This window comes from Brevundimonas sp. FV1ps31S (genome assembly GCF_058681265.1).
In genome coordinates this window covers 2,848,158-2,873,144 of the sequence record NZ_CM178735.1, presented here as the reverse complement: position 1 = coordinate 2,873,144, position 24,987 = coordinate 2,848,158, and the positions used below count along the sequence as shown (strand labels likewise).

General features: G+C 66.3%; 18 protein-coding genes. 14 read left to right on the top strand and 4 right to left on the bottom strand.

Going from position 1 to position 24,987, the window contains the following annotated elements:
- The first annotated feature begins 356 nt into the window (after positions 1–356).
- The 14 genes from ACVPT3_RS13695 to ACVPT3_RS13630 all read left to right on the top strand — a co-directional run bounded on the left by ACVPT3_RS13695 (position 357) and on the right by ACVPT3_RS13630 (position 19,048).
- Positions 357–2,540, top strand: a complete 2,184-nt coding sequence (locus ACVPT3_RS13695) for a TonB-dependent receptor (protein ID WP_492041421.1) — start codon at positions 357–359, stop codon at positions 2,538–2,540.
- 101 nt (positions 2,541–2,641) lie between these two features.
- On the top strand, positions 2,642–3,934 hold the full coding sequence (locus ACVPT3_RS13690) for an MBL fold metallo-hydrolase (RefSeq protein ID WP_492041420.1): 1,293 nt from the start codon (positions 2,642–2,644) through the stop codon (positions 3,932–3,934).
- An 85-nt stretch (positions 3,935–4,019) separates the two neighbouring features.
- Positions 4,020–5,084, top strand: coding sequence for a VOC family protein (locus ACVPT3_RS13685; protein ID WP_492043829.1), 1,065 nt, complete (start codon positions 4,020–4,022; stop codon positions 5,082–5,084).
- Between the two features lie 32 nt (positions 5,085–5,116).
- The gene (locus ACVPT3_RS13680) at positions 5,117–6,076 is read left to right on the top strand and encodes a fumarylacetoacetate hydrolase family protein (RefSeq protein ID WP_492041419.1); all 960 of its coding nucleotides are present in this window, start codon (positions 5,117–5,119) and stop codon (positions 6,074–6,076) included.
- On the top strand, positions 6,073–8,049 hold the full coding sequence (locus tag ACVPT3_RS13675) for an acyl-CoA synthetase (protein ID WP_492041418.1): 1,977 nt from the start codon (positions 6,073–6,075) through the stop codon (positions 8,047–8,049). The genes ACVPT3_RS13680 and ACVPT3_RS13675 overlap by 4 nt, the downstream gene beginning before the upstream one ends.
- Positions 8,046–8,792 carry an SDR family NAD(P)-dependent oxidoreductase gene (locus tag ACVPT3_RS13670; protein WP_492041417.1) on the top strand — a complete coding sequence of 249 codons (747 nt, stop codon included), beginning with the start codon at positions 8,046–8,048 and terminating at the stop codon, positions 8,790–8,792. The genes ACVPT3_RS13675 and ACVPT3_RS13670 overlap by 4 nt, the downstream gene beginning before the upstream one ends.
- A 9-nt stretch (positions 8,793–8,801) precedes the next feature.
- Positions 8,802–10,391 (top strand): bifunctional 3-(3-hydroxy-phenyl)propionate/3-hydroxycinnamic acid hydroxylase, encoded by a 1,590-nt coding sequence (locus ACVPT3_RS13665; RefSeq protein WP_492041416.1) that lies wholly within the window; start codon positions 8,802–8,804, stop codon positions 10,389–10,391.
- Between the two features lie 257 nt (positions 10,392–10,648).
- Positions 10,649–11,863, top strand: coding sequence for an ATP-binding protein (locus tag ACVPT3_RS13660; protein ID WP_492041415.1), 1,215 nt, complete (start codon positions 10,649–10,651; stop codon positions 11,861–11,863).
- Positions 11,864–12,028: 165 nt separating this feature from the next.
- The gene (locus ACVPT3_RS13655) at positions 12,029–12,481 is read left to right on the top strand and encodes an EF-hand domain-containing protein (RefSeq protein WP_492041414.1); all 453 of its coding nucleotides are present in this window, start codon (positions 12,029–12,031) and stop codon (positions 12,479–12,481) included.
- A gap of 163 nt (positions 12,482–12,644) precedes the next feature.
- Entirely contained in the window at positions 12,645–13,082 is a 438-nt protein-coding gene (locus ACVPT3_RS13650; protein ID WP_492041413.1) for an RcnB family protein, read from the top strand.
- 2 nt (positions 13,083–13,084) lie between these two features.
- On the top strand, positions 13,085–13,330 hold the full coding sequence (locus ACVPT3_RS13645) for a hypothetical protein (protein WP_492041412.1): 246 nt from the start codon (positions 13,085–13,087) through the stop codon (positions 13,328–13,330).
- Positions 13,327–14,793 carry an efflux transporter outer membrane subunit gene (locus tag ACVPT3_RS13640; protein ID WP_492041411.1) on the top strand — a complete coding sequence of 489 codons (1,467 nt, stop codon included), beginning with the start codon at positions 13,327–13,329 and terminating at the stop codon, positions 14,791–14,793. Before ACVPT3_RS13645 ends, ACVPT3_RS13640 begins: the two co-directional genes overlap by 4 nt.
- The gene (locus ACVPT3_RS13635; RefSeq protein WP_492041410.1) at positions 14,790–15,878 is read left to right on the top strand and encodes an efflux RND transporter periplasmic adaptor subunit; all 1,089 of its coding nucleotides are present in this window, start codon (positions 14,790–14,792) and stop codon (positions 15,876–15,878) included. Before ACVPT3_RS13640 ends, ACVPT3_RS13635 begins: the two co-directional genes overlap by 4 nt.
- Positions 15,875–19,048, top strand: coding sequence for an efflux RND transporter permease subunit (locus tag ACVPT3_RS13630; RefSeq protein ID WP_492041409.1), 3,174 nt, complete (start codon positions 15,875–15,877; stop codon positions 19,046–19,048). The genes ACVPT3_RS13635 and ACVPT3_RS13630 overlap by 4 nt, the downstream gene beginning before the upstream one ends.
- Here ACVPT3_RS13630 and ACVPT3_RS13625 read toward each other — a convergent pair.
- The 4 genes from ACVPT3_RS13625 to ACVPT3_RS13610 all read right to left on the bottom strand — a co-directional run bounded on the left by ACVPT3_RS13625 (position 18,961) and on the right by ACVPT3_RS13610 (position 24,853).
- Complete coding sequence (locus ACVPT3_RS13625) at positions 18,961–19,353, bottom strand: helix-turn-helix domain-containing protein (RefSeq protein ID WP_492043828.1); 393 nt, start codon at positions 19,351–19,353, stop codon at positions 18,961–18,963. The genes ACVPT3_RS13630 and ACVPT3_RS13625 overlap by 88 nt on opposite strands.
- A 999-nt stretch (positions 19,354–20,352) precedes the next feature.
- The gene (locus ACVPT3_RS13620) at positions 20,353–22,818 is read right to left on the bottom strand and encodes an ABC transporter permease (protein WP_492041408.1); all 2,466 of its coding nucleotides are present in this window, start codon (positions 22,816–22,818) and stop codon (positions 20,353–20,355) included.
- 10 nt (positions 22,819–22,828) lie between these two features.
- Complete coding sequence (locus ACVPT3_RS13615; protein ID WP_492041407.1) at positions 22,829–23,512, bottom strand: ABC transporter ATP-binding protein; 684 nt, start codon at positions 23,510–23,512, stop codon at positions 22,829–22,831.
- A gap of 27 nt (positions 23,513–23,539) precedes the next feature.
- Positions 23,540–24,853 carry an efflux RND transporter periplasmic adaptor subunit gene (locus ACVPT3_RS13610; protein ID WP_492041406.1) on the bottom strand — a complete coding sequence of 438 codons (1,314 nt, stop codon included), beginning with the start codon at positions 24,851–24,853 and terminating at the stop codon, positions 23,540–23,542.
- Positions 24,854–24,987 lie beyond the last annotated feature (134 nt).

Here is a 24,987-nt window from a genome sequence, read left to right as displayed (position 1 = left end):
TTTGTCCCCCTGAGAGCGGCGTCGGTGTCCGCGTGTCTCATTCCGGCCGACTGCGACCGCCAACCCCATGGCGCCTCTCTCGTCTTTGACGGTGAATCGGCTTTTTTGGTCTAAATGTCAAGTTCACGCCAAGGTCGACATATCGCGGTATGGACAGCCGGAAACCACATAACATGCAGTTAAAAAACAACAAGATGGACATTTTGCCCTTTCCCCGCCTGGTATTGCGCTTTCAGCCATAAGTCGGTAATGACCAAACAGTCATCGAGGATTTCGGCGGTCGAACCGAGGCATCGAAGGCTAGGGAAGGAAGCGAGCACGGCCATCAAGGCTGGCCGATCACAGGGAGAATGGCGATGAAGACGACGTTGATGGCGGCCGTATCGGTTATGGCGATCCTGGCTTCCGGCTCTGTGGCCGGAGCGGCGCATGCCCAATCTCGACCCGCCGTGGTTCCGGAGGCGACAACGGTGGACGAGGTCGTGGTGACGGCGGTCAAGACCGGAGGTGCGGCTCAGGATCTGCCGATCGCCATCAATGTGGTGAGCGGTGAGGCCATCGCCGACGCCGGGGTCGGCTCACTGCTGGAATTGGAACAGATCGCGCCCGGGGTTCAACTGGTTCGGGGGGCGACCGGAAATTCGCGAACCGGGGTGACGATCCGAGGCCTGGGTTCCTCGCCAGGCCAGTCCACGTTCGACAGTTCGGTCAGCCTGTTCGTGAATGGAGTCTATGCGCCCCGTGGCCGCGAGTTCACCTCGGCCCTCTTCGATGTGCAGCAACTCGAGGTGATCAAGGGCTTGCAATCTGCTCTGCTCGGCAAGAACACCAGCGTCGGAGCGATCAATGTCGTGACCCGCAAGCCGGGAGACGATTTCTCGGCCGACCTTCTGGTCTCGCGCGAGTTCGAGGTCGGCTCATCTCTGGTCTCGGCGGCTGTCGACCTGCCGATATCGGAGATGCTGAAGCTGCGGCTCGCGGCGCAGTATTCGGATCAGGGCGGCGCCACCAAAAACGTGATCAGCGGCGAGGACGCAACGGCCCTGGAGGACATGTCGGTGCGGGGCACCCTTACCTTTACGCCGACGCCTTTTCTCGATTTAATCCTCATGGTCCAGCGCTCGCAGACGACCCTGACCGGATCGCCCGTCGAGATCGTCGGCGCCTCGCCACTGGCCGAGGCTCTCCAGGCCAGGGCCGGCTTTCCCGGCACCCTCGACGGGGTGCTGGATCGTCGCAACGCGGCCGGCCTGTTCGGGCCGGAGACTGCGGGCGGCGAAGACCTGGACAACGATCGTGTCCAGCTGACGGGCAACCTGATGCTCGGCGAGTACCAAGTGACCGCCGTCTCCGGCTGGTCACGCTACAAGTCCACCCTGCTGAAGGACGCCGATGGTCTGGCCGGCGCCTATGTGTTCAGCGACGAGGAAGAGCACAGCGAACAGTTTTCCCAGGAGCTCAGGCTGGTGTCTCCAAGGGGCGAGCGGTTCGAATACGTTGTGGGAGGGCTTTACCTCCACAACAAGCTCTACGGCCATGTGATCAACGACGCCAATTTCCCACGTTTCTCCCCGACGACGCCCATCATCGCGGGCGCATTCGACACCGACTACGATCAGACGACGGACTCCTATTCGGTCTTCGGTCAGGGGTCTTACGCCTTGCTGGACAAGCTCCGCCTGATCGGCGGCCTGCGTTATTCTTACGAAGACAAGGGCGTGGACTTCGCAAGGCAGACCCTGAGGCCAGGCTTCTTCAGCGTGGGCCTGTTCCCGCCTCAGGCGCCGTTCCATGACAGCCGAATCGAGCGGAACACCGACTACTCGGCGGGGCTGCAATACGATCTTGCCGACGATATCATGGTCTACGGCTCCTACGGGCAGGGCACCAAGGCGGGGGGATATTCGCCCTCCAACACTATCTTCACCAACTCCGAGTACGACAGCGAGACGGCGCGTACGGCCGAAGCTGGCGTCAAGGCGCGTGGCGCGAATTGGCAGCTCAACGGGGCCGTGTTTGACACGGAGATCGATGGCTTCCAGGTCGTCACCTTCAACGGGACCCAGTTTGTCGTCACCAACACCGACCTCGAAAGCCGAGGCGTGGAGTTCGACGCCTGGTGGCGTCCGGCGGACGGTCTTACCCTGTCCCTGAACAATACCTACGCCAAGGCCCGGGACCGCAACACCGGATATCATATCCCCAATGCGCCGGATTGGGCCGGGGCCGTCGGGTTCGATTATCGCCGGAGCATCGGGGGCGGCCTTGAGGCCATGGTCGACGGATCGGTCAACTGGCGCTCGCGCGTGGTCTACCAGCAGGATCCGACAGCCGGCATTCTGGGCGAGGACTTCACCACCCTGAACCTGGCAGCGGGGGTGGCGACCGAGGACCGGCGCTGGGAGCTTCGCCTGATCGGCAAGAATCTCACGGACGAAATTTCGGCCGCCTTCTCATTCCCGACGGCCTTCATCGGCGGTTCCAGCGCGGTGGCCGAAGCGCCGCGCACGATCACGCTCCAACTTCGCGCAGCTTTCTAATGAAGAGACAACACCGCATGTCGAGAACATTCGCCTCACGCCTTCGGGCTTCATCGGTCCTCCCGGTCCTTATCTCCGCGGCTCTTACCGCAAGCGGTCCAGTGCTGGCGGCGCCACAGTCGTCCTCGGCCCAAATTTCGGGCGCCCCGCAGGCGACCTTGGCCGAGGGGTCCGAGTTCAATCTCATGCTGATCACCGGCCAGAAGGAGGCTCAGAAGGTCGCCGAGGGGATTTTCAAGGCCACTGGATTCGGGAACAGCTTCCTGATCGTCACAGCCGAAGGCACAGCGGTCATCGACACCTCGTCGGAAGTGGCTGCCCCGGACCATCACCGTCTCCTTAGCCAGGTGGATGCGCGTTCTCCCCGCTATGTGTTCATCACCCATGCTCACGGGGATCACATCGGCGGGTTAGCGCAATGGGTCGGCGCCGAGGCCGAGGGCCATGAGACCGAGGTCGTTCAACAGGCGAACGCGCCGGACTTCATGCATTACCAGACCCGGCTCGCCGGCTTCTTCAGCGCCCGGAACGCCGCCCAGTTCGGGTACGATCCTGCCATGCTGGCGCCGGTGAACCCCAACCCTGGCAACTATGCGGCCGTGGTCCCGGCCGATGATCTAGTCATCGATCAGGCTGTCTATCGGCTGGGCGACCTGACGTTCGAGGTGATCGCCACGCCGTCCGAGACGCCGGACGCCCTGTCGATCTGGATTCCGGAACGCAAGGCCATGTTCGTTGGCGACCTCTTCTACCGGTCGTTTCCGAACATTTACACATTACGCGGCACCAAGCCGCGTTGGGCGCTCGATTATGTGGCCTCGATCGACAGGGTGCTGGCATACAGACCGGAAATCCTAATCCCGAGCCATGGCGAGCCGCTCTATGGCGCCGAAGCGATCCGGGAAGCCTTGACGCGATACAGGGACGCGATTCTCTATGTTCACGACGCCACGGTGCGCGGCATGAACGCGGGGGCTTCGGCGGACGATCTGGCGGGGGCGATCCACTTGCCGACCGAGCTTGAGTTGCCGGAAATCTACGGGCGCATCGATTGGACCGTGCGAGGCATCTTCGACGGCTATGCGGGCTGGTTCGACGGCGATCCGTCCACCATGCTGGGTGTCACGGCAGCGGACGCGGCTCCGGAACTCCTGAGACTGGCCGGTGGGGCGGACGCCGTTGTTCAGCGCGCCACGGTCCTTAGCGGCGAGGACGATCCTTCTGCCGCCATGGCGCTGTTCGACATGGCCCTGAAGGCGGAGCCGCAGAACGTCGCGGCTCTCACAGGCAAGCTCTCGCTGCTTCGGCGGCTGGAGAGCCAGAGCCAAAACTTCAACGAAGTTGGCTGGATTCGGACCGGGATCCTGTCTCTCGAACAGAGGCTCCAGCCGTGACCGGCCGCTCGCCGAAACCTGAGGGGTCGTTCCATGTTCGCCCCCGCCGTTCCGGGCGAACCGTCGAAGGCGTCCAATCGTGCAGATGACCACCCTCCAGCCGGCGCGACATCCCGCCCCAACGGTCAAGGCGACACGTCTCGCCTTTCTGGCCTTCGAACGGCCCGACCTGGATCGGGCGGCGCGCTTCATGGTCGATTTCGGTCTGAGCGTCTGCCAGCGCACCGACGACATGCTGTTGCTTCGGGGAACCGCCGCCGGGCCCTATTGCTATCGGGTGCGGCGCGCCAAGGTGCCTCGGTTCGTCGGCCTGGGTCTGGAGGTGGCGTCGCTGAACGATCTCGAGCAGCTGACGGCGCTGCCGGGAGCCTCGGCTGTCGAACCGATCCCGGACCCGTCAGGCGGCCATCGTGTCCGGTTGACGGACCCATCCGGTTTCCAGGTCGAGGCGGTCTTCGGTCAGACGCTGGAGCCGGGATTGCCGCACCGCCGTCCTCTGCCCTGGAACGCGACGGGACAGGCGCCGCGAGTCAATGCGCCGCAACGCCCGCCCGTCCAGCCGCCGGAAGTGATCCGTCTGGGCCACGCCGTGCTCGAGGTGGCCGACTTTCAGGCCACCTGCGGATGGTACACTGAGCATTTCGGCCTGATCCCCAGCGACGTCCAGCTACTCCCCGACGGGTCGCCAGCTGTCGCCTTTATGCGGCTGGATCTCGGCGATGCTCCTACCGATCACCACACCGTGGCCATCGCCCAGGGCTTCGCGCCCCTCTACAGCCACAGCGCCTACGAAGTGATCGACGCCGACGCCATCGGCATTGGTCAGCGGGTGCTGCACGAACGGGGTTGGAAACACGCCTGGGGCGTTGGTCGTCACGTCCTCGGCAGCCAAGTCTTCGACTATTGGCAGGATCCTTGGGGCGACAAGCATGAGCACTATTGCGACGGCGACCTGTTCACGGCCGATCGGCCAACCGGCTACCACCTGGTCAGCCGTGACGGGATGTCCCAGTGGGGACAGAGAATGCCCTCCAGCTTCACCAAGCCGAAGATGACCCCGGCGAACATCGCGGCCCTGATCCGCAATGTCCGGCGTAGCCCGGACCTCAGTCTGGGCAAGCTGATGATGCTCGCCAAGACCTTCAACTGACCCTTCCTTCCCCGACTTGCTGAGGCGCGGCCATGGCTCTGACCATCGTTCGATTTGTCCGAAATGAGACCCCCTCCTGGGGTGTGGTTCGCGACGGAAACATCCTTCCCGTGCCGGGCGTCTTCGATACGACGGGCTTTTTTTTGCGGCAGAACTCGGTTGAGGCCTTGAAGCGGTTGAAGGGCCCATCGGTCCCCCTGGCGGGGGCGACGCTGCTGTCGCCGGTCACGCGGAATCAGAAGTTCATCTGCCAGGGTGCGAACTACCGCCAGCACATGGTCGAGTCCGGCATCGATCCCGACGCGAAGCACCATAACATGGTGTTCACCAAGGCCTCCAGCTGCATCGTTCCGGCCAACGCCGACGTGGTCATGCCGCGCCGGGTGCGCTTCCTCGACTACGAGATCGAACTTGGGATTGTCATGGCGCGGACCATCGATAGCCCCGTCCAGGTGACCCAAGACAATCTTCTCGACTTCGTCGCCGGTGCGGTGATCGTCAACGACTATTCGGCGCGCGACATCCAGATCCCGGAGATGCAGTTCCACAAGGGTAAGAGCTTCAGGACGTTCGGCCCGGTGGGCCCCTATCTGTGCCTGTTCGAGCCCGACGATCTGCCGGTGCTCTTCGACCTGGATCTGACCCTCAGCGTGAACGGACAGGTTCGCCAGTCGGACAACACCGCCAATCTGGTTTTCGGGCCCGTCGAGACCCTGTCGGAACTTTCGGGCGTCTTTGATCTGGAGGCCGGCGATCTGATCGCGACGGGGACGCCGGCGGGGTGCGCACTGTCGGTGCCCAGCCCGCTCAAGCAGCGCCTGGGCGCCCTCCTGCCGGAGGCCAAACGCTGGGCGGCCTTCTTCAAGATCCAGGGCCAGCGCACCCAGTATCTCAAGCCCGGCGATGTGGTCGAGGCGCGGATCCGAAGTCGCGACGGACGCATCGATTTGGGCGCCCAGAGGAATCGCATCGTCGCCGAGGCCGCCGCGTGATTGCGCACGACGACCAATCCGCGGACGGGATCGCATCGCTGGCGGACATCGAGTCGATCGAGGCCAAGGGCCCGCCCGCCGATCTCCCGGCCAGCACCTATGAGATGCTGCAACGGGGCGCGGAGATCGATCCCGAGGCTCCGGCCCTGACCTTCTTCCTGAGGGCGTCGGAGTACGACAAGGCCGAGACCTGGTCCTATCGGCGGTTCCTGTCGGACACCACCCGGGCCGCCAACCTGTTCCATGGCCTGGGCGCCGGGCGCGACACCGTCATCGCCTTCGTCCTGCCGAACCTGCCGGAAACCCATTTCGTCATCTGGGGCGGCCAGGCGGCGGGCGTGGTGGCGGCGATCAATCCGATGCTCGAGTCGGACGCCATCGCCAAGCTTTTGAACACGGCCGAGGCGACGATCTTGGTGACCCTCGCGCCCTTCCCGGGGACCGACCTCTGGGACAAGGTCCAGTCGATCCTGCCGCGCACGCCGTCGATCCGACATGTCGTCCTGGTCAATCTCGCCGACAGGGTGAAGGGGATCCGGGGTCTAGTGGCGCGCGTGATGCAGGCGCGCCAAGCGCGCCGCCAGTGTGGGTCGGGCGGGCCCGCAGGCGCGGTTCCCGTCTCGGTGAAGGTGCATGATTTCTGGCGCGGGATGCGCCGGCAGAACGGCGACGCTCTGACCAGCGGGCGCCGGATCGCCGCGACCGACCTGTCGTCCTATTTCTGCACGGGTGGTACGACCGGCGTGCCCAAGATCGCCATGCGACGTCACGGCAACGAGGTCGCGAACGCCTGGTCCGTCTCCCAGTTCTTCGGCGACGGGCTGGGGGCCGGCAAGACCGTCTTCTGCGGCCTGCCCCTGTTCCATGTGAACGGTGCCCTGGTCACGGGGCTCGGGCCATTGTCGCAGGGCGCGCACGTGATCCTCGGAACGCCGCAGGGCTATCGCGGCGAAGGCGTAGTCAGCGGCTTCTGGAAGATGGTCGAGCATTTCCGAATCAACTTCTTCAGTGGGGTGCCGACCCTCTATGCGTCCCTGCTGCACACGCCGGTCGGAACGCACCGTATCGACAGTCTTGAATACGGTCTGTGCGGCGCGGCGCCCATGCCGGTCCAGCTGTTTGATACGTTCCAAGCCCGGACGGGCCTGAAGATCCTAGAGGGCTACGGCCTGACGGAGGCCACCTGCGTCTCCAGCACCAACCCCCCGTTCGGCGAGCGTCGGGTGGGGTCGATCGGCATCCGGGTTCCCGGCCAGCAGATGAAGGCCGTTCGACTAAACGGGGAGGCTGCTTACGCGGGCGACTGCGCCGTTGACGAGGTCGGGGTTCTCGTCGTCAGCGGTCCGAACGTGTTCGAGGGCTACAAGGCGGCCGAACACAATGCGGGCCTGTGGGTCGACCAGGAAGACGGGCGTCGCTGGCTGAACACCGGCGACCTGGGACGCCAGGACGCGGAGGGCTATTTCTGGCTGACCGGGCGCAAGAAGGAACTGATCATCCGTGGCGGACACAACATCGATCCGGCCCAGATCGAGGATCCCCTGCATGGCCATCCCGCCGTTCAGATCGCCGCCGCGATCGGCCGTCCTGATCTTCACGCGGGCGAAGTTCCGGTCGCCTATGTGCAGTTGATCGCAGGGGAACAGGCGTCGGAGGCCGAGCTCGTCGACTACGTCAAGGGCCGCATTTCGGAGCGGGCGGCCATGCCAAAGGCCATCCACATCGTCGACGAGATGCCGCTCACCGCTGTCGGCAAAGTGTTCAAACCCGCGCTGAAGCGTCTGGAGATCGGCCATGCCGCCTCGGCGACCCTCCTTGAGGCGGGGATCGAGCTGCTCGATCTGGAGGTGTTCGACCATCCGGTGAAGGGGGTAGGCCTCCGGGCCAGCGCGAAAAGTTCGACCGAGGCCGCCGCCGTCCGCACAGCGCTGGGCGGCTATCCCTTTTTTGTCGATGTGAAGGTGGGCCCATGAGCGCCGGGGTGGATCTGGACCAACGGCGGGTCGCCGTCGTCAGCGGCGGGTCGTCCGGCATCGGCCGCGCCCTTGTCGAGTCGCTCGACCGGCAGGGGTGGGAGGTCTGGACGTGTGGCCGACGGCCGGAGGCTCTTGCGGCCTTGAGTAAGGCGCTTCCGTTTATACGAACCGTGGCTTGCGACGTCACTGACCGCCAGGCCGTCCGTCGTTTCGCGACGGCGGTGCGGGCCGGATCCGGCCGCGTCGATCTCCTGATCTCCAATGCCGGCGGCTCGCGCGAGGTCGATCTGGCTACGCTGGACGCCTGTCCCGACCTCACGGCGGAGATGGAGGTGAATTTCGGCGGGGCCGTCCATCTGATCGCCGAGTTCCTACCGCTTCTGAGAGAGACGGCGCCGTCCAGGCTTCTGCTGATCGGATCCGGCTACGGCCTCGTGCCGTCTCCGCGCGTCCCGCTCTATTCCGCCTCCAAGGCGGCGCTTCACAGCCTGGGCAAGACGCTCAGACGGGAGCTTGCGCCCCTGTCCATCACCGTCACCGAGGTCTGCCCACCCGCGGTCGACACCCCCTCGGTGGCCCATCGTCAGGTGGCCAAGATGCGTCCCGAGGACGTCGTCTCCCAGGCGCTGGCGGGAAGCTTGGCCGGCAAGGCCTATGTACTCCCCGGCAAGGCGAGGCTGCTGCCGCTCCTGAACCGCTTCGCGCCCGGCCTGGCGGAGCGGATCGTCGCCCGTACCTGAGACCTGTCCATGACCACTTCGCCTCTTCCCGCCCGGGTTTCGGTCTTGGTCGTCGGCTACGGACCCGTGGGGGCGGCGCTGGCCTGTCTGCTCGGACGCTACGGCGTCGACACCCTGGTGATCGATCGATCCGAAACGATGTTCGCCCAGCCGCGCGCCATCGCCCTGGACAATGAGGCCCTGCGCATCCTGCAGATGGTCGGGCTCGACGACGACGCCTTCCCCAGGCTCGCCATTCCTTATGTGAAGATGCACTCGCCCTTCCTGGGGCAGTTCGGCCAGGTCAATACCGCCGGCAGCCTGGACGCCCATCCCAAGCTGGTGACCTTCGCCCAGCCTGAACTGGAAGCCGCCCTGCGTCGTCAGGTGGACAGTCTGGACGTCCAGGTGGCTCTGGGTCTTGAGGCCGCGTTCATCCGCGATGAGGGGGACCAGGTCGTCACCACGGTGCGAGACTCGCAGGGCGTCGAGACGACGATCCGCAGCGACTTCGTCGTCGGCGCCGACGGCGCGGCCTCCTACGTGCGCGAGGCGATCGGCCAGAGCTTCAAGGGCCGAACCTACGCCGAGGACTGGCTGATCATCGACGCCCTCGACGTCCCGCAGCCCATCGACCACATCGAGTTTATCTGCGATCCGCGCCGCCCAGCGCCCCATATGCCGGCGCCGGGCGGCCGCGAACGTTGGGAGTTCATGCTCCGGCCGGGCGAAACACGCGAGGAGATGGAGACCGACGCCAGCATCGCCGCCTTGCTCGCGCCATGGCTGTCGCCGGACCAGATCAGGATCGAGCGCCGCGCCGTCTATCGGTTCCATGCCCGGTGCTGCGAAGCCTTCGGCAAGGGCCGGGTCTTCCTCGCCGGCGATGCGGCGCACATCACCCCGCCTTTCGTCGGACAGGGACTGGTGGCCGGTCTCAGGGACGTCGCCAACCTGGGCTGGAAACTGGCCGAGGTGGTGAAGGGCCGGGCGTCTCCCGCGATCCTGACCAGCTACGATACCGAGCGACGCCCGCACGCCCGCGCCATGATCGCGCTCGCCAAGCTGATGGGCAGTATGGTTATGCCGCGCAGCGCCGTACGCGCCATGCTGGTCCATGGGGTGATGCGCGCCGCCCGGCTTGTCCCACCCCTGCGTCGACATCTGGAGGAACTCGGCGTCAAGCCGCAGAACCGGTTCGGCAAGGGCCTGTTCTCGCACGGCCGATCCGTCAGTCGCCTGGTCCGCGGGGCGCCGCTTCGCCAGGGTTGGGTGCGCGGCGCGGACGGCGCTATGCAACGGAGCGACGAGGTTCTCGGCACGTCCTTCGCCCTGATCGGGTTCGGCGTCGACCCCGCCCGCGGTCTGTCCCAGGAGATCCAGGCGCGCTGGCGGGCGCTCGGCTACGACATCGTGCGCTTCTCTCACATGGGACAGGCGTCGGACCCCGCCGTCAAAACCTATGACGATCTCGAGGGCGTTCTGACACCCGGATCCGCTCCCGTCGGTTGGGTCGCGGTCCTGCGGCCCGACCGCGTCGTCATGGCCGATGGTCCCGAGGCGAGCGTTCTGGAGATCGTCGAGGAGGTTCTGGCCATGACGACGTCGCGGGCCGTCTAGCGAAGGGCGTTGCGACACCCGGCGCAGGGTCCGCAGAGGCGAGCCAGTCGGTGATTTCCCGGACCTTGGCCTGCGCTGACGCTGTGGCCGTGTCTCTCTTCGACCCTGAGGGCGACCTCGTATCCGGCGTCCTGCAGGCGCCGCGCCGCGTCGGCTCCCTCATCGACGGGGATGACACGGCCCAGAGATCCGTCGACTAGCAGGATTCGCGTGGCGAACGTCCGCGCGGGTCGGGGCGCGCCGACCAAGTCGCCGCGGTGGCCGCCGCCTTCGAACAGACACCGCCGGACGCCCACCGCGATCTGGCGCGCGCCCTGACGGATTCCAGTCAGGTGGTCATGCTCCTTCCCCGTCTTCCAAGCGCCGGTCAAAGCATCGCCACCGAACAGACGGCCGAGCTTTATCGGGACGCTCTGCAAGGGCGGCCGTTCCGGATTCTGGCCGAGAATTCCAAGGCCCCGGCGGACTACGGAGAGGCGCCCTATTTCGCGACCGGCAGACTACAGGTGGCGGCCGCCCTGGCGGATGGGCGCAGCGTGGCGGTGTCCCGCATCGCGACGGCGCCGATCACGCGAATCTATCACCGCATCCTGCCCTTCGCCGCCTTGGTGGTGGCCGTCAATTTGCTGTTCGCCCTGCTGATCGCCGCCCAGACCCGCAGACCTGTCGATCGTCTGCTGAAAGCGGTGCAGGCCGATCGGCCCGACGCGCTGGCCATCGCTGGACCGAGCGAGATCGTGGCGCTCGGCGCGGCTTTCCGGGACCTCAGAACGCGTCTGCAAGCCGTCATGGACGAGCGGACGCGCATGCTCGCGGCCATTGCCCACGACTTCCGGACCTACCTCACGCGCCTCGAGCTGCGCAGCGACTTCATCGACGATGAACAGCAGCGTTATCTCGCGTCGCGCGACATCGCCGAGATGAACGGCCTGATCGACGACACCCTGCTCTTCGCCCAAGGTCTGGAGACCCAGGAGGACGAGCCTCCCCGCTGCAATGTGGCGGCCCTCCTGAGCGATATCGCCCGAGAACGGTCGGCGCTGGGCCAGATCATCGCGTTGAGGGGCGTGAACGGCGTGCAGGACGCCTGCATCACCGCAGTGTCCCTGTCGCGGATCATGAACAATCTCCTGGACAATGTCTTGCGCTACGGCGGGGGCGCGGCGACGGTGACCTTGGCTGGCGGCTCGAGCGTCGTGCTCGTCCAGATCGACGACAACGGCTCAGGCGTTCCGGAGGCGGCGCTGGCCCGTCTGACGGAGCCGTTCCACCGTCTGGAGACGTCCCGGTCGCGCGACACCGGCGGCGTGGGTCTGGGCTTGTCGATCGTCCAGGCTTTGGCCAGCCGGCATGGCGGCCGCCTGACCCTGGCCAACCGTCCGGAGGGCGGGTTGCGTGCGCAGCTCAGCCTCCTGCCGCCGCCCTGTCCCGAAGGCGTCACAAGCCGCAACAATTCCCCCGAAGGCGCCTAACAGTTCAGGCGCAGGGTAAGGGGGTCGAGGACGCGACGACCCCGCGTTTCCCGACGACTCCATTGCCGGACAAGGTTTTCCCCGATTCCAAGTCCGGCATTCCGGCCGCGTCGCCCCCCCCCCCGGCGCGGCCGGATCCCTTTTCCTCGAACAGTGAGATCCACAATGCGCCTTCTCGCCCCCCTGTCCATGATCATGACCTTTGGCCTGGCCGTCACCCCCGCCTTCGCCGTCGTTGTCGCTAAGGCGACCGCCGACGAAGCCCCGGTCTTCCTGCAGATGGACGCCAATCGCGACGGCCGCATCAGTCGCACCGAATTCGACCAGGCGCGCTCGGCCGGCTTCTCCCGCGCCGACGCGAACCGAGACGGCAAGCTGGCCGGTCAGGAGTTCCGGGCCCTCGCGCCCGAAGGCGCCGCTCGGCCCACCGCTCGTCCCGACCGCGAGCAACTGGAGCAACTGCGCAGCCTGGACCAGAACGGCGACCGCGCCATCGACGTCGCGGAGTTCGCCGCGCTCGGCGGTCGTCTGTTCGCCTCGCTGGACGCGAACCGTGACGGCGCGGTGACGCCGGATGAAGCGCAGACCCTGGGTTCGGCCGCCGGCCTGGGTCGCTGAGTCCCCCACCTCGACGCTCGATCCAAAGGCTCGTCCCGCAAGCGGCGGGCCTTTCGCCTATGCGGCGTCCTGCCGGTCCGCACGCTTACAAATCGTAACAATCGGAGCAAACCCTCATTACGCGGCGACGGCAGGATGGACGGGTCGAAAGGAGCTTCCTCCAATGTCCCGCCATCATCACATCCTGCTTCCCCTGACCGCAGCCGTCACCGCCGTCCTGACGGCCCCAACCCTGACACAGGCGTCATCGACCGCCGTCGTCGCCCAGCATCATCACTTCCGCACCGTCGTGATCGACCGCAGCCACGCGGGATGGTGGCGGGGTCAACCCGACTTCGTGGCCTACCACGGCCACCGCCGCGGCTATGCTTATGCGCCGGGACACGGCTATTACGCGGTCGGTCACACGCCCCAGGGCGAGGTCTGGGGCGTCGGCAGTCACTATCCGTCGTCGATGCGCCGTTATGTCGTGACCCATCCCAACCATTACGGCCTCCCGGTCGCCCCCGCCGGACACGGCTGGTACTATGCAGGCAACAATTTCGTGCTCGTTCGCCACTCGACCTGGTTGGTGACGCGAACCGTCGCCGGCGGGTGGTGAGCATGTGGAGCGCCCCCCCGCCGCGAAGCCGCACCCTCGCCGCCCGCGTCGTTGACGGCCTCGCCAATCCCTACGCCCAGTGCGCCGCCGTAGTGATCGCCTACCTCGGCTTCGTGCTGGCCGCGCCCATGCTCTTCGCCATGGCCGACGATGTCCAGTACCGGCAGGAGCGCACCTCATCCGCCGAAATGGAGTACTGGGTTGCGGTCCCCGTCGAGGGTGAGGCGACGCCCGGGGCGGCGCGATGAGGCGATGGACCCTGATCGGTCTGACGGCGGGCCTCCTGCCGCTCGCCGCCTGTGCGGGGGGCTCGGCTCTGGTCGTCGAGCCTCGCGTGGCCTCGTCGTGGGGCGAGGCGGCGCGGGCAGGCGGGCCGGTCGTCCAGGACCCGGCCTGGTGGCGCGCCCTGAAAGATCCCGTGCTGGACCAGCTGGTCGCGATCGGCCTCACGGACAGTCTTGATCTCGAACAGGTCGCCGCGAGGCGTAACCAGGCGGCGGCGCGCATGCGCGCCAGCGGCGCAGCGCGCGGACCGCAGGCCGGTTTGGCCGGCGATCTGACCGGCACGCGCCTGCCGCCCAATGTCACCGACCGGATTTCCGGGCTGGAGCCGGAGATCGGACACGCCAGTCTCCAACTCCAGGCCGGTTGGGAACTCGACTTTTGGGGCAAGGCCTCCAGCGCCGCCCACGCTGACGCCTTCGGCTATCTGGGCGCGGAGGAAACGGTCCAGGCCGCCCGCGCGTCCCTGATCGGCGAGATCGCGATCGCCTATGTTGAGCTCCGCACGTTTGATGAACGCCTTGAGGCCGGGCGTCGCGCCCAGGCTGATCTCGAGGAACGTCTGAGGCTGGCCCATGCGCGCCGCAACGCCGGCGTGTCCGACGCGGCGGAGACCGCCGCCGCCCAGGCCGAGCAGTCTCAGCAGTCGGCCCAGATCGCCGGCCTCGAGGCGGCGCGGGCCCAGACCCGCCACGCCCTGGCCCTCCTGGTCGGCCGCACGGACGAGGAGATCGAAAACCTGCTCGCGGCCGCCGCGCCGATCCCGGCCGCGCCGCCCGCGCCAGGTCCGGGGCTGCCCAACGATCTTCTCCGCAACCGTCCGGACTTGCTCCAGGCCGAATACGCCGTCCTCGCCCAGTACGCGCGCCTCGAAAGCGCAAGGGCCGAGCTCTATCCGTCGCTGTCGCTGTCCGGCGCGCTGGGCACTTCGTCCTCGACACTGGGCGGCGGCTCCCTGACCGACCTGTTCAGCTGGGATCAACGCCTTCTCTCCGCCGGTCTTTCGATCACCATGCCTCTGTTCAACCGGGGCAAGCTGGTCGCCCAGGTCGATCTTCAAGATGCGGCCCTCGTCGAAGCGGTCGTCGCCTACGAGCAGATCGTGCTGGCCGCCCAGAAGGACGTCCTCGACGCGCTCGTTCAGGACACCGGCGCCCGTCGCGCTGCTAACCGGATGAGAGAGACCGTCGACGCCCGGCGGCGTCAGGTCGATCTCGCCCGGTCTCGCCGAGAGGCCGGCGTGGCCCTGCGCGCCGAGGTCCTTGATGCGACCCTGGCTGAGAACACGGCGCGTGACGCCGAGGCCCAGACCAGAGGCGATCTTCTCAAAGCTTGGGTCGCCCTGCATCGCGCCCTCGGAACCGGGGCCCGCGTCGCGCCCGTCGCCTCTTCCTCCACCAATCCCGCGCCCCGTCCGGAGGCTTCATGACCCGATCCCATTCTCCCTCTCGCCTGATCGGACCGTCCGTGATCGTCCTTTGCGCCGCCTTGACTCTCGCCAGCTGCGGCCGCAGCGGTGCGCCGACCGAGCCACCGCCGCCAATCGTCACCGTCGCGGTGCCCGTCGTCGCCGAAGCCGGTGGTTACATCGAGCTCACGGGCGTCGTCGCGCCGTCGGAAATGATCGACCTAGTCGCCCGCGTGTCCGGGACCCTGCTGTCCAAGGGCTTCCGGGACGGCGACGCGATTGGCGTGGGTCAGATCCTGTTCCGCCTGGATTCGTCGATCTATGCGGCCGAACACGCCGTCAACCAGGCGCGCCTGACCCAGGCCCAGGCCGACGACCGGCGTCAGCAGGTCCTGGCCCAGGCCGACGCCACCGCGCCCGCCGCCGAGGACGCCGCGCGATCCACCCTGGGCCAGGCCCAGGCCAGCAGCCGTCTCAGCGGGCTGAACCTGTCTTACGCCACCGTCCGCGCGCCCTTCGCCGGATGGATCGGGGCGTCGGAGGTCGATGTCGGCGCCTATGTGTCGGCGGGAACCAAACTGGCGACCCTGCAGAAGATCAATCAAGTCCGGGTGGAGTTCTCCATCGGCGAACAGGCCTTGCTGCGCTTGGGCGGCGACCGGCCCCTCACACCGGGAGCACCGGTCCAGATCGGTCTGGCCGGGGCCGAGGACTATCCCATCACGGGACGCCTGGAATCCGCCGATCCGGGCCTGAGCGTCGACACCGGGTCCCTGCCCACGCGCGCCCTTGTCGCTAATCCCGAGGGGAGCCTGCGTCCCGGGATGTTCGTACGCGTCCGGTTGCCTGTCGGCCAAGGCGGCCCCGCCATGCTGCTGTCCCAGGCCGTAATTCAGAGTGATCCTCTGGGCGATTACGTCCTGGTCGTTGGAGCCGACAACACGGTCTCTCGTCGCGACGTCACGACCGGCGACGATGTCGGGACCCAACGGATCATCCTTTCCGGCCTGACGAACCAGGATCGCATCATCACCTCGGGCCTGGCCTCTGTCGGCGTCGGCGATAAGGTCGAGGTCCGGGCCGCCGGTCAGGGAGCGAGCCGATGATCGCGCGCTTCTTCATCGACCGCCCCGTCCTGGCCAACGTCCTGGCCATTCTGATGGTCGTGATCGGCGCCGTGGCCATCCTGGCCCTGCCGGTCACCCAATATCCCCCGATCGCCCCGCCGACCGTCCAGGTCACCGCCGCCTATCCCGGCGCCAATGCCTCCACGGTCCAGGAGACCGTCGCCCTGCCGATCGAGCAGCAGGTCAACGGCGCCAAGGATCTGCTCTATCTCCAGTCCACTTCAACCGATGACGGCCGCTACACCCTGGTCGCCACCTTTAAGCCCGGCGTGGATGTCGATCTGGCCCAGGTGGAGATCCAGAACAGGGTGGCCATCGCCCAGCCGCGCCTGCCGGACGCCGTTCAGGAACAAGGCGTGGTCACGCGACAGAAGTCGACGGCCATGCTCCAGATGATCACTCTGAGTTCGCCGGACGGTCGCTATGACAGTCTGGAGCTGGCCAACTACGCCTCGGCCCTGTTGCGGGACCGGCTAGCGCGCCTGCCCGGCGTCGGCGACGTCGGCGTTTTCGGGGCCGGCGCCTACAGCATGCGGGTCTGGCTGGATCCCGACCGGATGACCGCCCGAGGCCTGGCCCCCGCCGACGTCATCTCCGCCATTTCCCGCGAGAGCCAGCGTATCAGCGCCGGCCAGATCGGTATGCCGCCGACCGCCTCGGGGCAGCCGCTCCAGCTGACCATCAATGTCGACAGCCGGTTCGAACGCCCGGAGGACGTCTCCTCCATCGTCATCCGGGCCGGCGACGGGGCGAGCTCGCCCCTGATCCGCGTTGGCGACGTCGCCCAGGTCGAGTTGGGCGCCATTTCCTATGGCCAGACTTTCAAATACGACGGCAAGCCCGCCGCTGGGATCGCCATCTTTGAGACGCCCGGCGCCAACTCCCTGGAGACGGCCGAGGCGGTCCGCCAGACGATGGAAGAGGTCTCCAAGACCTTCCCCGAAGGCCTGACCTACGCCTTGCCGCTGGACACCAGCCTGTTCGTCGACGCGTCGATCCACGAGGTCTACAAGACTCTGATCGAGGCGGGCATCCTCGTCCTGTTGGTCATACTGCTATTTCTGCAGGACTGGCGCGCCACCTTGGTGCCGGCCACCACCGTGCCCGTGACCATCATCGGCGCCTTCGCGGCGATGGCGGCGATGGGCTTTTCCATCAACCTTCTGACCCTGTTCGCCATCGTCCTGTCGATCGGCATCGTGGTCGACGACGCCATCGTGGTTGTCGAGGGCGTGACCCAGGAACTGGAGAAGGGTGCCAAACCCAAGGAGGCCGCCGCGCGCGCCATGCAACGCCTGACCGGCCCCATCCTTGGCATCACCCTGGTCCTGATGGCTGTCTTCCTGCCGGCCTCCTTCCTGCCTGGCGCGACGGGGGCGATGTATCGCCAGTTCGCCCTGGTCATCGCCGCCACCGCCTTCCTCAGCGCCGTCAACGCCCTGACGTTGAAGCCCGTCCAGAGCGCCCAGTGGTTGCGGGTCCGCCCGGCTCCTTCGGACCGCCGCCCGGGATGGTTCAAGCGCGGATTCGAAAAGGCCTACGGCGGGGTCGAGAATGCCTATCTGAACCTGACCCGACGGATCGTGCGTCGCAGTCTTCTGGCCGGCGTGATCGCCCTGGGGCTGTTCGGCGTGGCGATCTTCGGGCTCACGCGGATCCCGACCGGGTTCATCCCGATCGAGGATCAGGGCTATATGGTCGCGGTGGCCCAGCTGCCTCCGGGCGCGTCCTTGGAGCGCACCGACAAGGCCCTGAACGACATGAGCAGGGTCGCGCGCGAGGTCCCCGGCGTGGACCACGCCATCGCCATCAGCGGCATCTCTGCACTGGAAAACAACGCCTCCCAGTCCAGCAGCGGCGTCGTCTACATCGTCCTCAAGGACTGGAAGGCGCGCACCAAGATCGAAGGCGCGGACCTGCGGTCGCTCAACGAGACCCTGACCGCACGCTTCCGCCAGCTCGGTGAGGCCGATGTCCTGCTGACCGTCCCACCGTCGGTGCCCGGCCTGGGTCTGTCCGGTGGCTTTCAGATGCAGTTGCAGCTGACGGACGGATCGAACGACTATCAGCGCCTGTCCCAGGTCGCCCGCGACATCGCCGCCAAGGCCGAGGCCCGGCCCGAGATCGCTCGCGTCTTCACCCCGTTCCAGGCCAATACGCCCCAGCTCTCGGTCAAGATCGACCGGGCCCGGGCCCAGACGCTCAACGTCTCGACCGGCGACATCGCCGACACCCTGAGCGCCTATATGGGGTCGGCCTACGCCAACCAGTTCTCGCGGTTCGGCCAGACCTACACCATCTTCGTCCAAGCCGATCAGCAGTTCCGCGGTTCGCCCGACGATCTCGACCGGTTGAGCGTGCGCAGCCGGTCCGGCGAGATGGTGCCCTTCTCCGCATTCGCCACGGTCGAGCGGGTGACGGCGCCGGGACTGATCGGCCAGTACAACCTCTATCCGACGGCGGCCCTGACGGGACAGGCGGCCGCGGGCTACAGCTCTGGCCAGGCCTTGGCCGCTCTGGAGGAGATCGCCGAGGCGACCATGCCGCCAAGCGTGGCATACACCTGGACCGGCCTGTCCTATCAGGAGAAGCTGGCCGGAAACGCCGCCATCCTGGCCTTCGGCCTGGCCTTGCTGCTGGTCTATCTGGTGCTGGCGGGTCAGTACGAGAGCTGGTGGCTCCCCCTGGCGGTCATCGGATCGGTGCCCCTGGCGCTGCTCGGCACGGTCGCCGTGCTTGGCGCGGTGGGCCTGCCGAACAACATCTACGTCCAGATCGGCCTGGTGCTGCTGATCGCCCTGTCGGCCAAGAACGCCATCCTGATCGTCGAGGTCGCGCGCGAACGACGGATCGAGGGCGAGAGCCTCGAGCAAGCGGTCATTGAAGCCTGTCGGTCGCGCTTCCGCCCGATCATCATGACCAGCCTGGCCTTCATCCTCGGCGTCGTCCCACTGATCCTCTCCAGCGGCGCGGGCGCCTCGGCGCGGAAATCGATCGGCATCGCCGTCGCCTCGGGCATGCTCACCTCGACCCTGCTCGCCCTGCTGTTCGTCCCGGCCTTCTATATGGTCCTGGCGAAACTGGACGAGCGGCGGCGTGCAGCCCCGACCCCGGGCGACCAGACGGTCCACACGCCCCAGCCGCACTGAGCAACTTTCCAATGAAGGGCGTCCTCGTGACATTCAATCCGCCTGCCCGGCTGGCGTTCTGCTTGGCCTGCGCCCGCTCCTTCTGGCTGGAGGATGCGGCGGCGCACAGGTCGCCAATCTCTTACAAGCGGCCGCGTACGCCGCTCCGCCCGCACGGCTCGTTGTTGAGATCGATGTGGCGCCCAGCGTCGGCTAGCCACCTTATCGAGTTGCGCTGGCCTCACACGCTCTCCCCTCTCGATACGCTCCACTGTCGAAGTCGAGACCCCGGCGAAATCTGCGAGCGTGGACTGTTTCCAACCCATCAAGTTGCGGGAAACAATGACCGTGAAGGCTACGAGTTCTGGAGGAGGTACGTGAGTTCCCACGACTTCTCGCGGCAGCCGTTCGATGCGTTGCATCAGCGATAGCTTTTCCATGTTGGCTCCTTATCGATGCCAAACAATGGGGCCGATCTTCCCTCCAAAGGAGAGGCTTCTGTCCTTCAGTTTGATCGTCGAAGCGATCAAACAACACGATGCGCCGCTCTGGATTCGAACTCGTACTGTTCCAGGATCGATTTGGGCCCCGCCTGGTGAAGCTGGTCGTCCAGATTTCGGCCTGCTGACTTGGCCCAGCGATGGGCCTCGCGGAGTAGGATGGCGGAGCGAAACTAGGGCGTTAAACGGGCCTGAAGTCGCACTTCTGAACGTGAACATCGCGCGTGATCGCGAGAACGAAAAGGAAAGAAAGCCAGAACTGTGTGTGCAAATTTTGCACACGCAGCCTGCTAAGTTATTGAATAAAAACGACCATCTACCCGGTCCATCATCGGGGCGACGGACAGTCTACGCGCTTGATTTATCGGCATTTTTTAAGTAATATCAAAACGTTGGTTGGTTGCCTGTGCACTCGATTTTATACCGTGTTGCGACGTATTTTCCGGCTTTTCGACTTCTCAGGGCACATAGAGCGCACAGAGAATAGTGATGTATTCGAAGCTCCGTCCGGAACATGGCGGGTCCTCGTCAGGATGCAGGGGCGCTATATAAGCGAGACCTTCGTTAAACGCGATGATGCGCGCCGCTCGGCCACCGAGACCGAGGGCCGCATAGACCGCCGCGAAACGCCGACGCCATAGCGGGCGTGGCGAGATCTGCACCACCCCGCGATAAGCCGGACCGTCAATATCATCGTCCATGACCTCGCCGAGGTGAATGCCGCAGTCGGCCGGGTGAGTACTTCTGCCGGTCCAGGCCGGTATTCCGGAGGGCCCCTTGTCCGTGCGGCGCGGGCTGGACCCTCCGGTGGTTCGCCGGATCGCCCTAGAGACTTCTCAAGGCCTTGGCCGGCTCGGATCGCGCTGTCGCTACGGCGTGACCCAGAACGGTCAGAACCGCGATCAGGACCGCCCCGGCGACTGGCAGGATGAAGGCCAAAGGCGACAGGCCGACGCGATCGTCGAACCGTTCGAGCCAGCGGCTCATCAGCAGGAAGGCCACCGGACAGGCGATGATCGCCGCCACGCCCACCGGCCTGAGGAACTCACTGACCAGCAGACCCAGCACCTCGGTCGTCGAGGCGCCCAGGGTCTTGCGAATGCCGATTTCCCGGGTGCGCCTCGCCGTGACGAAAGCCGCCATGCCGTAGAGGCCCAGGGCGCCGATCAAGATCGCAACTCCGGCTCCAAGACCGAACAGGCGGCTGCGCTGGTCTTCGGGCTTGTAATAGGGCTCCAGCATCTGAGCCACGGTCTTGGCTTCGAAGGGGACGGTCGGCGCGGCGCGGCTCCAGGCGCGTTCCATGGCGGCGCGAGTGGCGATCGGATCGCCGTTGTAGCGCACGACGAGGACGCCTCCGGGGATGTCATCGCTGCGGTAGCGATAGAGAACGGGCGGAATTTGGTCGCGCGGCGAGCGGAACCGGACATCGCGCACGATCCCGATCACCGTCATGGGCTCGCCGCCGAACCGCACGGTCTGGCCCACAGCCGAGGCCGCGCTGGAGAAGCCGAGGATCGGAAGGGCGCTTTCGCTCAGCATGACGTGATGGCCGATAGCGCCAGTTTCCGGAGAATCGCCTTCTTCAGCTCTGGCGTCGTCCAGCCTGTTCTCAGGATTGAACGGGCGGCCGGCGGCCACCTCCACGCCATAGGTCTTGAAGTAGTCGGGGCCGATTTCCTCAATGACCACCGCCGGTTCCTCGCCGACATGACCCGGCTTGGAGACATTGGTCTGGGACACCGAACCGGTGGCGGGCGAACGGCTGGACACGGCGGCGGAGACCACCCCGGGGATACGCCGGTATTGATCCAGCAGACCGGGGCGGCGACCGTCCAGCTCCGATCCCCTAAACCGTTCCAGGACCAGGATGCCCTCGCGCGAAAAGCCGAGATCGGCGGTGCGCAGATGGTGGCTCTGGACCAGCATGACGAAGGTGCAGATGCTGAACACCAGGGCGACCGTGAACTGGACGACCACCAGGATGCTGCGAAGCTGCGATCCGGCGCGGCCGCCCCCAGGCGAGCGGGCAGAGGCCAGAACCCCGGCGGGCGCGAACCGCGACAGCGCCAACGCGGGCCAGGCTCCTGCGCCTATGCCGACAATCAGGGCCGTGGCGGCGACCATCAGCACCACGCCGTCGACACCGAGATACTGGAGCTTCAGCGTCGTCCCGCCATAGGCGTTGACCACCGGCAGGATAAGTTCGGTCAGGGCCAGGCCGAACAGGGCGGCGGCGGACGAAAGGACGACGGCCTCGACCAAGAACTGCAACGTCAGGACCCGTGACGTCGCCCCCAGCGCCTTGCGCACAGCCACCTCGCGCGCCCTGAGACCCGCCCGGGCGCTGGCCAGGTTGACATAGTTCAGGGCGGCGATGACCAGGGTCATCAGCCCCACGACCCCTAGCACCGCCACGTCGGTCGCATTGGCGGATCGTTCCGCATTCGGATCGCGCGCGTCGGCGAAATGGATGTCCGCAAGGGGCGTCAGGCTGTATTTGAGGGTCTCGTTGATCGGGGACGGCAGGGCGTCCGGCGGAATGCGCCGCTTGACGAAATTGGCAAGATCGGCGCCGACCGCCTGGGCCTCGTTCGCCTTGGGAATCCGGAAATAGGCCGAGGTGTTGAAACTGCCCCAGCGGTCGAAGGTGTTGGCGGCCTCGTCAATGTCGAAATCAGCCCGATTGATCGGGAACAGCATATTCAGGTCGAGCGAGCTGTCGGCCGGAAGATCCTTCATCACCGCCGTGACCCGATAGGCCCGCTCCTGGCCTCGCACTAGCCGCACGACCGATCGACCAAGGGCGGAACCATCGGGGAACAGACGCTTGGCGACCCTCTGGCTCAGCACCACCGAGCCGGGGTCGTCGAGGGCGTGGGCCTTTTCGCCCTCAATCAGGGGCAGGTCGAACACCTTGAAGAAATCGGCGTCGACAAGGGCCATGCTCTCTTCGATGACAGGTCCTCCCGCCCGGATCCTGGCTCCGCTCCCCATCACCCGGGTAGCGGCTGAAATCTGGGGATAGTCCTCCTCGATCAGATCGATTGCGATGCTTTGGACATTGCCGGAAAAGCTCGGCTCTCCGCCGGGCCAGCGGGTGACGGCGCTGAGTCGATAAATCTGGTCGGCATTGGGCGTCCAGCGATCAAAGCCCGTCTCGAACCGGACGGTCAGCAACAGGATCAGGAAGACGGCGATCCCGACCGCCAGTCCGCCGACATTGAGCGCGGTGTACAGCCGGTGACGGCTCAGCGATCGGTAGAGGGTCTTCAGGTAGTGGCCGATCATGGCGCTCTCCTCAGGACGCGCGACGGACGCCGGCGACAATGCGCCCGTCCAGCATGTCAACGATGCGGCCGGCCTCATCCGCCTGGGCCGCCGAGTGGGTCACCATGACGATGGTCGCGCCCTCGGCGTTCAGTCCCTTGAGAATCTCCATCACTTGGGCGCCGTTCTCGCTGTCGAGGTTGCCGGTCGGTTCGTCCGCGAGGATCAGGTCGGGCTGGCCGACGATCGCACGGGCGATGGCGGCGCGTTGCTGCTGACCCCCAGAGAGTTGGTGCGGATAATGGCCCGCCCTGTGCGCGATGCCGACCCGGTCCATGGCTGAGGCGATCCGGCTTTTCCGCTCCGGAGCCGCGATCTTGCGGCGATAGATCAGGCCCAGTTCGATGTTTTCGGCGACGGTCAGTTCGTCGATAAGATTGAAGCTCTGGAAGATGAAACCGAGATGGCGCGCGCGGATGGCGGCAAGCGCGGCTTCCTCCGCCTGGGCCACGTCCTCGCCCTTGAACAGATAGCGTCCGCCGGTGGGCCGGTCGATCAGACCGATGATGTTCAGGAGCGTGGACTTGCCGCAGCCCGACGGTCCCATGACGGCGACGAACTCGCCTTTCTCGACGTTCAGTTCGATGTCGCGCAGCGCAGCGGTCTCGACCTCATCGGATCGATACAGACGCTGGATTCCGGCCAGGGTGATCATGAATATTCCTTCGTCGAGGCGAAATGGTCAGCGGAGAACGAGGCGCGGTCGCGCGTCGAAGGTGGCGTAGGAAGAGGCGACGATGCGGTCGTTGGCGGCGAGGCCCTGGAGAACCTCGACCTGGGTCGGACTGCGCCGTCCCAGGCGGATCGCCCGTTTGGTCGCCCGGCGACCGTCGGCGTCGAGCACATAGACGAAGGCGCCCCCGGACCCTTCCAGCCAGGCGCCCGTCGGCAGGACGAGCGCCGGACGGCTCTCGCCGAGCGTGATGCGCAGATCGAGGGTTTGGCCTCGACGCAGGTTCGGCGGCGTCGCCTCCCGGAACACCAGTTCGGCGGTGAACCGGCCGTTGGAGACCTGGGGCAGAACCCGTGAAACCGTCAGCGGCCAGGTCTTGTCTTCGAGGGTTGCTGTCGCGCCCTGGCCTGCACTGACGCGCGCAAGATAGAATTCGTCCACCTCGGCGACGAGCTTGTAGGCGTCTTCTGAATCGATCTGGCCGACCACGGTCCCGGCCGTCAGCGGTTGGCCGGGCTGGAGGTCGAATGCGGTCAGGCGACCGGCGACGGGCGCGCGAATGGTCAGGGCGTCCAGGCTGGCGCGGACGGCCGAGAGGTTGGATTGCAACTGGTTGGACGAGGAGACCACGCCGTCGAGCTGGCGTTGCGCCAACAGGGTCTCGGACGGCTCGGCGCGCCTGAGGCTCTGCAACCGGTTGCGGTGGTAGTCGGCCAGAGCCTGCGACTCGGCCAGGCCGGCGTCGGAGACGATGCCCTTGGCGTGCAGGCTCGAACGGATGCCCAGCTCGCGTTCGGCGTTGAGAAGATTGAAGGCGGTTTCGCTGATCGCCTGTTCCCGATCCAAACGGTTGCGCGATATCTGGAGCTGCTGGCCCCGGGCGTCGCCGAGTTGCCCGGCGATCTGGGCCTCGCTCGCCGTCACCTCCATGCGCAGCCGCGGGTTGGACAGGATCGCCAGGGGCTGGCCGGCGGCCAGCCGGGCGCCGTCCTCGACCTGCACACCCTGGACCTGCCCTCCCTCGATCGCGACGATCTGGACCGTGCGCAGGGGGGCCGCGAGGGCGCGGACGGGCAGGGCGTCGTCGAAGATCGCCTGCCGCGCCGTCGCCGTGGCGAGGTCGGCCTTCTTCACCACCAGATCGCCATTGCCGGGCAGGGTGCGCCAGATCAGCACCGCGATCACGGTCACGAAGGCGGCCGCCGCTAGTCCCATGACGACGCGGCCAGGCCTGAACCGCTTGCGAGGCAGGCGACGATCCATGGCGCCCGCCGGCGGCGTGGCGGAGGGCGGGAGATCGGAAGACGGGTCGGCCTGGCTCATGCAACCAAGCTTACCGTGCCGCCTGATATCGACCTAAAGCCCCGCGCGGCTTGATCTTTTCGTCGGCGCGATCTTACCTGTGTTCATTTTCGAACACCGAAAGCCCCTATGTCCGTCACTGATGCACTCCCCAC

Excerpts from the sequence above, each read along its gene's own strand:
- ACVPT3_RS13695 (WP_492041421.1), top strand. The coding sequence starts at position 357 with ATGAAGACGACGTTGATGGCGGCCGTATCGGTTATGGCGATCCTGGCT.
- ACVPT3_RS13685 (WP_492043829.1), top strand. The coding sequence starts at position 4,020 with ATGACCACCCTCCAGCCGGCGCGACATCCCGCCCCAACGGTCAAGGCG.
- ACVPT3_RS13680 (WP_492041419.1), top strand. The coding sequence starts at position 5,117 with ATGGCTCTGACCATCGTTCGATTTGTCCGAAATGAGACCCCCTCCTGG.
- ACVPT3_RS13670 (WP_492041417.1), top strand. The coding sequence starts at position 8,046 with ATGAGCGCCGGGGTGGATCTGGACCAACGGCGGGTCGCCGTCGTCAGC.
- ACVPT3_RS13665 (WP_492041416.1), top strand. The coding sequence starts at position 8,802 with ATGACCACTTCGCCTCTTCCCGCCCGGGTTTCGGTCTTGGTCGTCGGC.
- ACVPT3_RS13655 (WP_492041414.1), top strand. The coding sequence starts at position 12,029 with ATGCGCCTTCTCGCCCCCCTGTCCATGATCATGACCTTTGGCCTGGCC.
- ACVPT3_RS13650 (WP_492041413.1), top strand. The coding sequence starts at position 12,645 with ATGTCCCGCCATCATCACATCCTGCTTCCCCTGACCGCAGCCGTCACC.
- ACVPT3_RS13645 (WP_492041412.1), top strand. The coding sequence starts at position 13,085 with ATGTGGAGCGCCCCCCCGCCGCGAAGCCGCACCCTCGCCGCCCGCGTC.
- ACVPT3_RS13640 (WP_492041411.1), top strand. The coding sequence starts at position 13,327 with ATGAGGCGATGGACCCTGATCGGTCTGACGGCGGGCCTCCTGCCGCTC.
- ACVPT3_RS13635 (WP_492041410.1), top strand. The coding sequence starts at position 14,790 with ATGACCCGATCCCATTCTCCCTCTCGCCTGATCGGACCGTCCGTGATC.
- ACVPT3_RS13630 (WP_492041409.1), top strand. The coding sequence starts at position 15,875 with ATGATCGCGCGCTTCTTCATCGACCGCCCCGTCCTGGCCAACGTCCTG.
- ACVPT3_RS13625 (WP_492043828.1), bottom strand. The coding sequence starts at position 19,353 with ATGGGTTGGAAACAGTCCACGCTCGCAGATTTCGCCGGGGTCTCGACT.
- ACVPT3_RS13620 (WP_492041408.1), bottom strand. The coding sequence starts at position 22,818 with ATGATCGGCCACTACCTGAAGACCCTCTACCGATCGCTGAGCCGTCAC.
- ACVPT3_RS13615 (WP_492041407.1), bottom strand. The coding sequence starts at position 23,512 with ATGATCACCCTGGCCGGAATCCAGCGTCTGTATCGATCCGATGAGGTC.
- ACVPT3_RS13610 (WP_492041406.1), bottom strand. The coding sequence starts at position 24,853 with ATGAGCCAGGCCGACCCGTCTTCCGATCTCCCGCCCTCCGCCACGCCG.